Source organism: Spirosoma utsteinense (genome assembly GCF_014282275.1).
GTDB classification, from domain to species: Bacteria; Bacteroidota; Bacteroidia; order Cytophagales; family Spirosomataceae; genus Spirosoma; species Spirosoma utsteinense.
Map to the genome: position 1 here is coordinate 1 of NZ_VFIA01000028.1, position 14,470 is coordinate 14,470.

The window sequence follows — 14,470 nt, forward strand, 5'->3', positions numbered from 1 at the left end:
ATGGCATTGCTCTGCGCTTTTTCCGCTCTCTGGAGAAAGTCTACGTCCTCGTGTATTTTATCTGCATACTTCATAGAACAAAAATACGCTATCTGTGATTTGAATTAGTATTATATAACGGATATAGAAAATGTACAAAATTTAGATTTATCAAAACCTTGTACATTTTACAGAAATCTCTTGAAGAATGGATGTCTACTTTAATCTACCTAAAAACATTTAAGTTCATGATTAGACGCTTGTTATTGATTTACTGCATGGGTTGCCTACTGACGTCGTGTGTATCTAATTATATTGCTTGGAGTACTAATGATAACATAAAGAAAGTAACACTTGGCATGAGCAAAGAGCAGGTCATCCAGCTTTTAGGCAAGGATTACATAGTATCTTCCTCCTCTAAGGATGAAAGGGGTAATCAAATCGAAGTGCTCGCCTACAAGAGTGCCGTTTATGAAGAATACCGGCTCAAGTTTGTCAATGCTCAGTTAACCGAGTGGAACCGAGAGTTTACAAATAAGTATCTCGTAAAAGACCCTTCTTGAAAGATTAATAACAAATTTCTAGGAATCGTATAATTTAGCCGATAAGTATAAAATTTCACTCTCCTTTAGTTGTGTCGTAACTACAGTGGCTGTTGGAAAAGTTGGTGGAGACCTTTACTGGCAACCAAAACCGGTTGTTTGGGGAGTGGATTTAGCGTAAACTTGGTACATCTGCCAGACGCCATGACGCACTGTTCAAGTTTTGCAACAGCCACGCCACTTTTACAACAAAAATAGAAGTAAGGCTATGACTAAAGATCAATACAATTTTAGAGCTAGATGGTTTTTGGCCACCACGATTGTATTAACATTCATTCTAGCTCTTAACTGGAAGGCCATTACTGTATTTGTCGCTCAGGTAGCTCCAAATGTAGTAGGCTATTATTGGATAAGCTATGCTATACTACTCAGTCTATGGGCTGTCGGATTCTATTTTGCTATAAAGGGCCTGTTAGCCAAGCAGTAGAACCCGCAAATTGAATTGATTTAAGTTTTGCAGTTATACAGACTCATTACCAATTCTATCTTAAATCTTATTATATAAAGTTAGTGGCTGTTGCAAAAGTCTCAGAACTATTTGTTGAGCCAGCTATGATCCCCAACGATGAATAGTTTTAGGCCATGAAATAGCAGGCAGAACCGTTCGGTCAAGCGTCTAACCGACTTTTGCAACAGCCATGCCACGCCGTACAAACGCCCAATGGCAGGGAAAAGCCGGCGGTGATTTCGCCAGCCATACCTGCCGTGGCCAGAGTATTGGCTACGACAACTCCGGCCAGACCCCGGCTGGTGTTTTTAAAAACTCTCTTCTCGATAGCTGGTTTTGGGATTGATTCATGGTGCTGGATTAAGAGGGTAATGGCCTAACCGCGTTGAATAGGGTATATTTGTGAATGGTATTAGAAGCAGTTGGCTGCAAACATTGTGGGCAAACATGACAAGTTAAACCGCACCGGCCTTTCGGTTTGAGGGCCGGTACGGTCTGTCGTGGTCCATGACACCACAATCGGCATATTTATCATTCAGTTTTTCTTCGCCGATAAACGCAGTTAAGCCACTACCCATATCTTGATTGAGGATGTATTTAGTATGACGGGATACGATTTTTTACCTCCCCCAACCAATGCGTTGGACCGCCCCTACAGGAGCCTCCTCAAGGGTGGTCTGACGCATTGGTTGGGGGGAATTGGTTAAGGTTTGATGATTTTTACGGTTAAAGACTCATTTAGCGTATTGACACGTAGTAAATAGATGCCGGGTCTTTTGCCCAAAGGCAGTACATGATGCTCTATTTGAGCGGCCTGATCTACCTTTTTTTCAAGTACGGTTGCGCCGTTTATGGTAGTTAGCGTCATCCACACCGCAGCCCCCGCTGCACCCTGAATGTACATCTGGGCATTTTCTCCGACCACTGGATTTCCCAGCACTGAAACCTGTAAAGGAGTCGTATTTTCTTCAGCTGCCAGACGTGAGCTACTGAGCACAGCCGGTTCGGCCCCAAATACCAATTGATCTCTGTAATAGATCGTTACGTGACTATTGGTATCCATCGCTGCCGTTGGCTTATACGAATAGTCGTTGTCCTCGTTGAATGTAGACCAGTCTGCTTTAGCAATTCGATATTGAATATCGCCGGTATTGCTTGCTGGATATAGCATGCCTACCGTTGGCTTGACATTTAGTTGCAAATAGGTATCGCTCTTGCTTCGACCCATGTTCCGCATAAACTGACCTGTTACGTTGGCGTTGCCCAGCTTGGCGTAGTCCATGAAAAAATTCAGATTCTGCGTTCCTTCGGCCGTAAACCAGTAGCGCACCGATAAATCACCGTAGGAAACGGGTACGTTACCCTCGTTAACAATGCTCATAAATGTGTTGATCGAGCCGTTATTCGTTGCACTGTTCCGGTTCTGCGTCAGTGCTTTCAGTTTCACGACCGACGGAACCACATCGGGTTCAATACCCCAAATCAATTGCGCTACACCATCTGAACTGGTACGGTATAACGTGATGTGGTTGTTGATGACGAAAGTCGTTGCCGCCTGATATGAATAGTCGTCTTTCTCACTCAGGTTCTTATAATCGCTGTTGACAAACCGTGATTGGATTAATCCTGAATTACCAACCGCCAGATTACCCGCCGACGGATCAAAGCTGTATTCGAGATACCCAGTAGCGCCGTTACGTGGATATGGGAGGGCCACATACCTGGTTTTGATTTTGTTGCCGCCGACTTGGGCGTAATCAACGTAAGCATTGATACCCGCGTAATTTTCAGCCGTAAACCAATACCGGACCGTAAGCTCACTATACGGGACTGGCGTTGATCCTTCATTGATCAGCATCAAATTTGGCCGGATCGTCGTGTTGGTAGCATTGCCTTTGTCGGCATCCTGATACTGCACTTTTAGCGTAACGATTGGCCGCCAATCCGGGAGTTCATCCCGCGTGATCACATCCTCATCCATGAATACCGCTTTCAGGAGATCAATCGGCTGTTTTTTGATATAATCCGTTCCTGTCCAGACCGCAAACCAAGACCACCATGTAGCAAATCCACGAATTTTGTCGGGGTTTGGCAGATTACCCGTTTCGGTTAATGCCACAAGTTTTTTACCGTTGAACTGCGCTTGTGCATTCGCCCAGTTGCCACTCAAGTTGGCCGTTGGGTCCGCATAAATATCTTCGCCAACTACATCAACGTATTGATCACCAGGGTACCAGTCGGGATTGATTGTATCCGTACCCGTATATACCCAGATCAGGTTATGCAACTGGTGGTAATTGGTCAGTCGATTATACATCAATTGCCAGAGATCTTTGAACGGACCCGCCCCTTTCGCTCCCCACCAGAACCAGCCGCCGGGGGCTTCGTGCAGCGGGCGCCAGAGAACTGGTACGTCGGCCGCCTGAAATTTTTTGAGTTGCAGCGCAATGGCGTCGATGTCACTGAGCAAGAGTTGGTAACGGGTGCTGTTTTTATCGGCCAGAGCAGCAGCCAGATCGAAGGTCGTAGCCTCGGTATAAAATCCCCGCCACCAGAGTTGATCGGGTGCTTGATTGATCAGATCGGTCGGCGCATTCCAGTGCCACATCAGACTGATGATCCCCCGACCTTCGCCTTTCTTCGCCCAGTCAATAATGGCTTCGCTGCTACGTATGGGCGTCGTGCCGAACTGCACCCGGCTGGGCGAATAATCGATCAGGTCGAACGAACCAATAGCCGGTTCTTTCCCCGTCTTTTCCAGGACATATTCTACATCATCCTGTTGACCCGACAGTACTTTACTGCCATACTGGTCAACCAGATACGAAAACAGTCCCTTCGTCGACAGCGTAGCCTGCGCATCGACCAAAATTTTAGGGGGTTTGATCGGCAAAGAGGGCGTTGTTGGCGTCAGTTGAATGTAGTCGATGTCGAAGTATCCCCACCCTCGATAAATGGTGATCGTGTTCAGACCCGCCGTCAACAGAAATTTTCCGACGTTGGATGATCTATATCCACTAAGCGTTTCTGTTAAGGTAGCGTTTCCTTTCTCTTCATTCACCTGAAAGTCAATGCCTTTATCACCGTTAGGAGACGCGTAGCCGATGGACAGATCGTATAGTCCCGCCGTGGCGTTGAACGTAATACTCACCTGATCCGTCGCGTTATCTAAGCCCGTTACGTAGCCCGTTCCCGAAAATCCAGAAGCGGCACTTGCCACATCCACGCCCGTCAGATCGCCCGCTTCGGCTTCGGCCCGCCCATTGACCAGTGGCACGACGGTGGGCGGTTTGACCGAGGCTGGCGTGAGCACAATAAAGTCGATGCCGTAGTAACCCCAGTTCTTGTTGATGGTAATAGTGTTCTGCCCGTTTAGCAGTTGAAACGAACCAATCACAGCAGCCCCAAAGTTAGTACCGGTTGCTTTCAGATCCTGTTCGCTGGTTGAACCGTTTACCGTCAACCGGGTCTTTTTATCGTCGTAAGGTGAGTAATACCCAATGGTGAGTTGATAACTTCCTGCCGGAGCTGAAAACGTGAAGACCATGTTATCGCCCCCGTTGCTGTCATCATCGAATCCCCAGGCATAGCCCGTGCCGGAATAACCAGGTTGATCCTGTACTATCTGCACGCCATTGAGTGCCACACCCTGGGTAGCTTCGGCTTCCAGTTTAATCGGATCAGCGGCAAATACCAAGGAGGTACTGTTCAGCAAAACCATCAGGAAAAGAGCGAGAATCGCTGTCAGCTTTCGAGTCGTTAACAGAAAATGATTTAGTAAAAAGGTTTGCATACCGTTTGAGGTAAAAGTTAGGAATAGGAAAAATAGAATTTTATTTAGCAAAAGTAGGACTAGCCAGGATGGAGATAGAATAAGGAAAACCCTACTTTTTTAAAAATTAGGGGAAACCCTATATGATGAAGTAAAACTTAACTCCTTTATTAATTATTAAACTAGCAAGTACATTACCATGAAGTGCACGATTATTGCCTTTCTGAACTTATCATTCGTGCTGCCAGGTAGCTTCTTGGACGTATGCAATCTTCAAGCATAAATTGCTCGGAACCCCATTGACCCACTGGCCAAAAAGGAAACCGATGCTCTTTATTACAACTTACATCGGCTGGCTAAAAAGCTGATGTCCCCCCAGAAAAGCGTTCCAGTAGAAAGTAGAGAAAATCGGGCGATTTGGATTAACTTAAATCAAACAAATCGTCATGAAGAAAACGAAGTTCAACGAAGCGCAACGGGGTGGCCCGAGCCATCGTCTTTGCTCTCAAACAATCCGAGACTGGAGTAGCCGAAGTATGTCGCAAAATGGGCATTAGCGAGGCTACCTATTACAATTGGATTGGATCGCCGAAGCGAGAAGAAATATGGCGGATTGGGTGTTGCCGAACTGCACCGATTACGCCAGCTGGAAGAAGAAAACTGTCAGTTGAAACAGCTAGTGGCCGACCTGAGCCTGGACAAACAAATGCTTCAGGATGTGCTCAAAAAAAAGCGTTAACAGGGCCGCCCTTTAGGTTTGTGGTGTAGTAAGATTTCAAGATTTGGTAGTTTACCCAAAAGTAACAGGGAGGGCTTCCCTACAGGGCCGCAGAGGTTTTTATCTCAAAGTTTCTGGACAAGTGGGCTTATGATAACAAAGTGACCCTGGACTTTTCAAGATCTGGAAAGCCAACGGATAATGCGTTCATCGAGTCATTTAACGGTAGTTTCCGGCAGGGTCGCCTGTGCGGATGAGTGCTTAAACGCTCACTGGTTCTTATCGCTGGATGATGCTCGGGAAAAAATTAAACACTGGAGGCAAGAATATAACAGCTTCCGACCCCACAGCTCTCTTGGTAGCTTAACCCCAGATGAAGTTGGAAAGGGGAAGGAAAAGTCAACAAATGAACGTCCGATCCTCAATCTTTGACTGGAACGCTTTTCGGGAGGACCTCAAATCCCAGAAAAAGTCAGCTAGGCTTGTTCTCATTTGTGGGGATTCTACCTCGAGTAATTCTTTGACTGGCTGCAAGAAGTAACAAGCCAATGGAAGCACTAACATCGCCGAGGGAATATATTTTCCCCGCTCAATGGCAATAAGGGTTTGTCGGAAAATCGCCTGCGGGCCCTGGCTAACCGAGACACCCATATAATTTATTGCCAATCTGGTTTAGCCACGTAGTTGCCCGTTGATATAGCCCGGCCGTCATTACCCGCAGACAAAGGATACACTCAGCTTTTTCCTTCGCTTTATTAATGGGTGAATAAGTCTATAACGTAGACCGACTTATTCACGGTTCTACAACACGACTGCCCCATGTTGACGATAGAGAGCCGTTTGTTTACAGCAACGGGTCGTTCACCTGGGTGTCGAAAACGCCCGTCAGCACCTGCCCGTTGCGCTTTACCTGCACCCAGATCCGGTAGTGGCCGGCGCGGGGAAACGCATACGGGAACTCAACCATGTTGTTCACCGCCATGGTATGATTCATCGGCGGCATAGCAGCCATCAGTAGTTTATTCTTTTCTCCTTCAGGCAAGGTTTTCAGGCGGGACACATACCGATCGATACTGTCGCGAAAGCGCTGAGCATCCGGATACTGAAAGGTGCGGGCCGTGTCGGCAAGACGTCCCGTAAGCGACCCTTCGGCGGCCATCGAGTAGGTGCCAACCGGGTGCAGGTGGATATACACTGAGCCATCCGAACGCAGAATGACTGCATGGCCACCCATACCTAGATAAGGCTCCAGCGGGGCCGCTTTCCCGGCCGCATCGGCAACGGCAAACTTCAGATTGTACAGCTTACCCGATTCCAGCACCGCCCCGGGCTTATCCATCCAGAGCATCGACGAGCCATCGGCCAGTTTGGTACTCGCGCCCGGTTTGCCGCAAACCACCATGTCGTTATCCAGATGCGGGCCATTTTCGGCGCCGGCCTTCACGCCCATCGGTGTGGCTACAAGCCAGCTATCGTCCGTATCGAGCGGTAGGTAGGCCGACGATGGCTGGCCCGGCACCTGAATGGTGTCGGTCAGGGTTTCGGCGTAGCCCGACCGGTACACGATATCCGAAAAGAGCAGATACGTACCGGCGGGCAATGGAGGAAGTGTGGCGTTGTAGGTCAGCGTATCGCTCCGGTTGGGATGCAGGTGCGCAAACGCATCGAGACCCGGCGTCCGTACCACAAACGTATGCATCAGCTTGCCGTGGTCGGGAATGACAAAGCTTATCTGTCGGCGTTTCTGCCAGTTCGTACCAAAGCCAGTCGTATCCAGCCGAATCGTGAGTTGTTGCCCACCGGCCGCCGGTACCACGCTGGCTTTGATCGGAAGCGGCCTGTACAGCTGCTCGTTCTTGTACGATTCGGCCGAACTGGTCCACCACGACCGCCAGCCAGTCAGCAGCAGCGCCAGCACAACGGCACCAACCCCCATCCCCACTACCCGCCGGCGTTTCAGCGTTGGTGGTGGGGTCTGGCCGGGAGCGGCAATACCGTCGGCATTGCTGGCACCGATAATGGTGATCAGCATGACAATGAGCAGTAGACCCATCAGGGCCAGCCCGATCCCGGTTCCCTGGGGCATGGTCCGAACGGCAGTAGCAACGGCCATAACCGGAACCACAACCTTTACAGGCCCGTCAGGACCAGCTATAGCCAGTTCGACACTGGATGAACCCGATTCCATCAGCCATACATCGCCTTCATAACGGTTCGCGTCAAGGCGCGTCAGTTCATCGTACGTTGGTGCCCCTTTGTCGCCCGAATCGAAGTAGATAGGTCGCGCTTTAATCCGATTCACGCGCCCCTGTTCGACAAAGACCGTAACGGTTGCGGTGCCGGGCACGACATCGGGCGGCTGAATACTTACGAGCACCTGATAGGTACCCGCTTTTCGCTGGACGATAACGCCCGAGCTACCCACGTGGGCATCGGCATTGATTGACCCCGCGACGAAAAGGAGAAGCATATAGAGCCGTAGCAACCACACGGCCCGCTGTTTATTCAAATAGTTTATGGCGTTCATGCTGATTGTTTTCTTATCTGGCTATCCGTTTCATCCAGTCCCCCCAGAACAAACCAATCCGGGCCGACAGCGTGGCAAATACCAGCGCCTTCCCGAAACCAAGGGCGAAGTCAGCCACCGGTTCCAGATTCCAGGGACCATAATCGTAGCGGTACTTCCAGTCGACCGGACTGTCGTATGACCAGGTATAGGACAGAAAGAACCCGTTCCGGGCGTAGGGCGATTTGAGCAGAAACTCACCAAACGGCCATTGAACCGCCAGCAGAATACTCATGAACACAACCGCCAGGAGTCCGGCCAGCACCCAGTCGTTGAGCTTGCGGCCCGTCAGCGGGTTGTCGAAACGGTGCATCAGCCAGTCCATCGCAAAAGCGGGTATGACCAACAAGGGCGGGAAAAGAAACGGCTGGTAGGTGGTGATCGGGTTCAGGACCGGTCCCAGCCGGGGTGTTGCCGGAAAATATTGGAGCACCCAGCTTGGCCCCAGCAAAAACAGCATGAACAGCAGCGCGATGGTCGTTATCGGCCAGCGCAGCAACGACGCCCGGCCTACGGCCAGCAGGTAAAGCGGCAGGATAATGGCCGCCGTCATATAATAAGCCACTTCATGCGTTTCATGCCGGCCCATGGACTCGGCAAACAGAGAAAACAGCATCGTGAGCAGCAAACCGGCCGATATGGCAAAAAGCCATTTCAACCGGCCTACCCGGCGGCTGGCGATGGCATCCTGTACCGGGGACTCCATCCGGTACTTGTTCTGTAACGCCAGCACCCCCACAATAGCGCCAAACTGCACCGTCATAATACCGATGGCCAGAATGGTGTGGGGCGGGGTCAGAATCTCAACGTCGAGGCCGTAGGTATTATGCCACCAGTCATCGAACGGGGCCGAAGTCAACATGGCCAGCGCACCCCACACGCAAAACATAGCCCCCAGGGGCGCATAGAAAACACCCCAGAACGGTACCGATACCGCCCGGCCAGGATGATTCCGGTTCAGGGTAAGGCTCAGGATCTGATAGGCCGAGAACAACCCGGAGACGACGGCACCGACATAGATGACCAGGTGCGGAGGAGCAAACAGGCCGTCACGACCGATACTCATATGCCACATAATGTCCCAGAGCAAGCCCATTATGACGCAGAACGACGAGAACACGACAGCATACACGTACACGGGGATGCCTAAGCGCCAGTCCGTTGCGGAAATATCCGATGAATCCCGGGCAGGCTGGAATGAAGAAGGAATAGCCGACTGCATGAGAAAAAAGTTTGTTTGAGGAATGATGCAGAAAAGTACAAAAAGGTTGCGCCCTATGATTGAAAAAAGCAAAGTGAATGGTAATAAATCGGGGTTGAATACGCTATGCATACTGCTATCAACCGTAAGGAAAATACCCTTTCTGATGAGCCAGTTGGCCCGGGAACGAATCATTTATGAGTTAACGGGACAACAAAAAGACTGATTTACAGCGTTATTTGTAGACACGCTCTATATTACCCATTCATTCAGATGTCGTCACTGCTCACTTTTCTCCGAAATAAATCCGTCCAGACAAAGAGTATTATTCTGGGAATTAGCTTGTTGATGAGTGCCTGCATACCCGATTTTCTGGTATCCAATCCCGATTGGGTCGTTATCGAAGCCGGGGATCATGAATCACTGCCCAAACGTAAAGTGGGCGTACTCTTCAGCCCCGGCGAAGTGTCGGCTACGGTCACCTTCGACAGTTCGTGTATTTACGACCTGGGGAAAGTAGACGAGCAGGACTGGAATAAAGTGATTGGGCTGGGTTTCGTAGGCTCCAAGAACCAGGATATTACCGTAGGTACACCACCCCACCAGATCGATGGTGCGCGGGTAGGCTGGCGGTGGAACCCGGCGCGGGGCCGCATCGACCTGGGAGCCTACGCGTATGTCGATGGCAAACGCATCGATTTCAAAGTGGGCGAAACAGCCCTGAACACCCCCACAAAACTGGTCATCAAGATCGATTATAACCGCAAGATGTACCAGATTCTCGGTGGACAACCCATCCCATTTACGCACAACAAAACGTTCGGCTACAAGACCGGGCTTTACTTCGGCGGCAACCAGCCCGCTCCGCATCAGATACGGGTCAGAATTGTTGAGTAACGGCTTAGCCCATCAACTGCCAGACACCGTAAACGCTTACGCCCAGAATGGCCAGCACACTGAGCCAGAGCCACAGGTCGTAACCCAGGGTCGGCTTGAGGCTTCCGGGCAACTCACGGTACCGGAATTGCAGCGCGGCCCAGATCACGACCAGCAGCAGCACCGAGGTAGCCGCCCCGCCCAGCAACACCATCAGCACGGGCAGTTTTATCACCAGAAACAACACACACCATAAGGCCGGGAAACCCCACGACAGGGTAGCCAGCGTCTTTTTTCGCACGACCGGATCATCGAACCGGACCCAGCCCAACTGCCCGAACGCATCCGCAAAAATCCGCGACCAGCTCGCCGTAGCCGTGAACAGCGTTGAGTATAGCACAAAGAACGCCCCCACCAGAAACAACCCTTTCGCGCCCGGCCCCAGCGTAACCGTAAACAGGCGCGACAGCGTTTCAACCATCGCGTACCCTTCCGGAATGTGTCCGCCCGCGTGTAGCAACGACGCACCCAGCAGGTAAAAAGCTGCCGTCACGGTGGTATAGACAACCATGGCGCACAAGGCGTCGAGCGTCATGACCCGAATCCAGCCTTTGGCCCGCTCAGCCCAGACGGCCGTACCATCATTTGGGCCCGTGTAAGCTGCGTACCCTTTTTCAATGCACCAGTACGTGTAATACATGATTTCGTCGCCCCCAACGCCGGTGATTCCGAAAGCCGCAATAGCCACACCTACCGTAGCTTTCGGCAGTGAGAACGTTAGCCCCCCGGCAAGTTCGGCTCCACTGATGGCATAATCGGTACGCTGCAGCAACAGTAGCGATAACAGGATAAGACCGGTAAACAGCAGGATCATGACCAGCGACCCCCGCTCAACCCAGTCATACTGCCCGCCATAGATGAGCAGCCCCGCCGAAGCCGCCGACAGTATAGCCCAGAGCGTCGTGGGCACCGCCGGAAAAGCCATGTTCAACACCAGCGCCACCCCGCCCACGATGCCGCCCACCTGTAACACTTTCAACGTCTGCAAACTGAGCCACAGCCAGATGGTCCAATGGCCGCGACCCAGCCGGAGCCCCGGCAAGCGGTTGAGCGACTGCATGGTGGGCTTGCCGGTATAAATAGCATTTTTACCGAACTCGAGCTGGAGCGCCACCTTCACGAAACAACTGACCAGAATGACCCAGAACGCAACGAAGCCCGCTTTGGCACCCAGCGCCGTTGTCGCGATCAGTTCCCCCGACCCGACAATGGCCGCCGACAGGATGAAGCCAGGACCGAGGTGGCGAAACTGTTTAAGAAACGTAGTTGGTGCCGATTGAATACGGTCGGTCGTGAGGGCGTACAGGTCGGGGGGCGGTAGCGTTGCGGGGGTATTAGGCTGATTCACAGGCATAGGAGCGACGAGTTGACTGACGTGTATCATTGAAAGGACATCCTACTAAATTCATACGCAGAATTGGCCGATGCCGCCTAAATTTGGCAACAAACCAGGCTCACTGGATTACACTCCGTATGACGATCTCCCCCTTTGATCTGATCTTGCTCCTCGGTTCTGCACAGGGATTTATTCTGGCGACGCTCCTTTGGATCAACCAGAAAGGCAACCGCTTATCGAACCGGCTGCTGGCTGCGTTGATTGGCCTGCTGGCGTTGATGAGCTTGGCCGTGGGCATACCCGTTGCTAACCGCTGGGTGAGTTTTGCGCTGGATTTACTACCCCTCATCATGGCCATGCCCCTGGGGCCGCTCATCTATTTTTATATAAAGTCCATGCTCGATCCCACGTTCCGGCTGGGTCGGCCCGAACGGCTGCATTTTTATCCGGTCGTGCTGGATTGGGGATCAAAGCTGATTGGCTGGGTGTTTGTTTCCGGTTGGCTTCTCGGTTTTTTTCGACCAGAACAAGGACCAGTCTGGGGCCATATCATGAATGAATATGATACGTATGCCGACATTCCCCGCTGGCTATCGGTAACGACCTATCTGCTTATCACGAGACACCTGTTAAATCAGAACCAGCCCACCGACAACAGCGGACAACAGCAAAATCTACGCTGGCTTCGGCAATACGTCACTGTCTTTCTGGTTTTTCAGACAATCTGGCTCATCCATCTGGTACCCTACATCATTCCTGCTTCGCGGGGTCCGCTGCTGGATCGCTTTGGCTGGTATCCGATCTATATTCCCATTACCATCATGATCTATTGGTTAGGGCTGAAAGGCTATCTGCATGCCCGAAATAGCCCGGTCGATGGAACGGCTCCCAAAATCGGTGCTATGTTTATCCCCGCCGAAACCGTTGAAAGGGCAATCCGTTCGCTAACGACGGCCATGCAAACCGACAAACTCTACCTGGACCCGGAGCTAACCGTCGAGAAGGTTGGACGGCACGTGCAGTTGCCACCCAAGACGGTGTCGTTCGTGCTGAATCATCATCGCCAAAAAAGCTTCAATACATTTGTTAACGAGTACCGGATCGAGGCTGTCAAGCACCGGTTGGCCGATTCGGCCAGCGAGCGTCTGACACTGACAGGGGTTGCGTTCGAGTGCGGGTTCAATTCACAGGCTACGTTTCAGCGGGCCTTCAGGCAGGTAACAGGCCAGTCGCCGAAACAATATATCGGGCAGCAGACAGCAGCATCCTGAAAATCACCGCTCAAATCTGGATTTGAGTAGATTGACGCGTTGCTTTTGGCCTGTTTTGGCATAAAATCAACGAAATATGAAATCACTCATTTCCTTTTTACTCGTATGCCCCTTCTGGAGCAATGCCCAGCCCGGGACTGATTCGTTGTCCACCAGAATCCTGCAACCGGCCGATATGCAGACCGATTTCCGCTACCTGCGCCGACTGCTCGAAGAAACACATCCGGCTCTGTATCGCTACACTCCTAAAGCCCAGATGCAGGCTAAAATGGATAGTATTGACCAAAGCCTGAGGCAACCGACGCCGTTCTACGCGTTTTTCAAGACGGTGGCTACCCTTATGGCTGACATTCGTTGCGCCCATACCCACGCACTGCCTCAGAAAAACTGGCGTGAGCAGTTCAACACTACCCAGCGAACAATACCTTTTTTCCTGTTTCCCTCCCAAAGCCGCCCGTTCGTCCTGTTGAATGGAACCACTGACCAATCAATAAAACCCGGCTTCGAATTACTGACCATCAACGGCCAATCAATGGAGGCCATACGGCAACAACTGTTTCGCTATTACTGGGCGGACGGATACATCGAATCGTCCAGATCAGTTACGCTGAAAGGAGAACTATTCGCCTTGTTCTATTACTGGTTCATCGGCCAGCCCGATACCTTCGCGCTCACGTTCCGTAGCCCGGCGGGTGATACCGTGCGATTCGAGACACCTGCGAAGCCATTCGGCTCCTCATTAAAAGTTATGAAAAAGAACCCCGTCAATAAACAGATGGTGGCGTGGTACATTACGAAAAAAGAAAAGCACCCCTGGCGGGTATATTTTCCCGATACACTCGCCAGCACAGCTTATCTGCGGCTCGACGGCTTTGGGGGTGAAGGCGCGAAAAACGGAGCACAGGCGATTACCGTTTTTCGGCAATTTATGGACAGGACAATGGCTAAAATTCAGAAGAAGCAGATCGAAAACCTGATTGTCGATGTCAGGAGTAATACGGGCGGCTGGGACAGTCAGGGTATCGAACTGTTCACGTACCTGATGAAAACTGACTCGGCCGTACCTTACTACGCCCGCCAGCATAGTGTTACAGATAGTTCTGAGTTTATCCAGTTCTCCGACCTCTCCGAAGCGGACCGGAAGAATGTTAAGAACGAGTTGATTCCTGAGCCTGATGGTACGTTCACGCTTAAACAAGGCAGCGACACTCGTGAGCCGAAACGCTACTCACCCAAATCCAATCGATTCCGGGGCCAGGTGTACATTCTGATGGATGGGGCCAGTGTGTCTACAGCGTCAGAGTTTCTGGCCGTGGCTCACGCCAATAAAGTAGGTGTGTTCATAGGCGAAGAATCGGGCGGAGCCTACGAAGGTGGTAACGGCAGCAGTTTCATCAATCTCGAACTGCCAAAATCGGGGATACAGGTCAGTACGCCGTTAGTATACTACAACAACGCGGTACCGGAACCCACCATAAAAGGTCGTGGTACGATGCCTGACCACAACGTGCCTCTTACAATCGACAATGTACTGAACCATACTGCCCCCCATTACGATTTCGTACGGAAGCTTATTCAGCGTCAACTACCAGCAGCGCCTACGAAGGCGACAGAATAAATTTCTTATCCAGTACGTGGCAG

The 14,470-nt window shown here is 51.1% G+C and carries 8 protein-coding genes and 1 pseudogene; 5 read left to right on the plus strand and 4 right to left on the minus strand.

Features of this window, described 5'->3' with window-relative positions; translation table 11 throughout:
* The first annotated feature begins 1,219 nt into the window (after positions 1 to 1,219).
* Positions 1,220 to 1,375, plus strand: a complete 156-nt coding sequence (locus tag FH603_RS19580; protein ID WP_186739395.1) for a hypothetical protein — start codon at positions 1,220 to 1,222, stop codon at positions 1,373 to 1,375.
* A 357-nt stretch (positions 1,376 to 1,732) separates the two neighbouring features.
* Here the strand turns inward: FH603_RS19580 and FH603_RS19585 are convergent, their stop codons facing one another.
* Positions 1,733 to 4,822: a glycosyl hydrolase gene (locus tag FH603_RS19585; protein ID WP_186739396.1), complete on the minus strand. Its 3,090-nt coding sequence runs from the start codon at positions 4,820 to 4,822 to the stop codon at positions 1,733 to 1,735.
* A 459-nt stretch (positions 4,823 to 5,281) separates the two neighbouring features.
* On the opposite strand from FH603_RS19585, the pseudogene FH603_RS29290 reads away from it, so the two are divergent.
* Positions 5,282 to 5,951 (plus strand): annotated as a pseudogene (locus FH603_RS29290) (integrase core domain-containing protein).
* A gap of 412 nt (positions 5,952 to 6,363) precedes the next feature.
* Here FH603_RS29290 and FH603_RS19600 read toward each other — a convergent pair.
* Together FH603_RS19600 and FH603_RS19605 are read right to left on the minus strand one after the other, a co-directional pair.
* Entirely contained in the window at positions 6,364 to 8,046 is a 1,683-nt protein-coding gene (locus FH603_RS19600; protein ID WP_186739397.1) for a hypothetical protein, read from the minus strand.
* A 13-nt stretch (positions 8,047 to 8,059) separates the two neighbouring features.
* Positions 8,060 to 9,307, minus strand: a complete 1,248-nt coding sequence (locus FH603_RS19605) for a hypothetical protein (RefSeq protein ID WP_186739398.1) — start codon at positions 9,305 to 9,307, stop codon at positions 8,060 to 8,062.
* Positions 9,308 to 9,559: 252 nt separating this feature from the next.
* Here FH603_RS19605 and FH603_RS19610 point away from each other — a divergent pair, with 252 nt between their 5' ends.
* Positions 9,560 to 10,183, plus strand: a complete 624-nt coding sequence (locus tag FH603_RS19610; protein WP_186739399.1) for a hypothetical protein — start codon at positions 9,560 to 9,562, stop codon at positions 10,181 to 10,183.
* 4 nt (positions 10,184 to 10,187) lie between these two features.
* On the opposite strand, the gene FH603_RS19615 is transcribed toward FH603_RS19610, so the two are convergent.
* Positions 10,188 to 11,576 (minus strand): Nramp family divalent metal transporter, encoded by a 1,389-nt coding sequence (locus tag FH603_RS19615; protein ID WP_186739400.1) that lies wholly within the window; start codon positions 11,574 to 11,576, stop codon positions 10,188 to 10,190.
* A 119-nt stretch (positions 11,577 to 11,695) separates the two neighbouring features.
* On the opposite strand from FH603_RS19615, the gene FH603_RS19620 reads away from it, so the two are divergent.
* Together FH603_RS19620 and FH603_RS19625 are read left to right on the plus strand one after the other, a co-directional pair.
* Entirely contained in the window at positions 11,696 to 12,829 is a 1,134-nt protein-coding gene (locus FH603_RS19620; RefSeq protein WP_186739401.1) for a helix-turn-helix domain-containing protein, read from the plus strand.
* A gap of 76 nt (positions 12,830 to 12,905) precedes the next feature.
* The gene (locus FH603_RS19625) at positions 12,906 to 14,447 is read left to right on the plus strand and encodes a S41 family peptidase (protein ID WP_186739402.1); all 1,542 of its coding nucleotides are present in this window, start codon (positions 12,906 to 12,908) and stop codon (positions 14,445 to 14,447) included.
* The last annotated feature ends 23 nt before the right edge of the window (positions 14,448 to 14,470 follow it).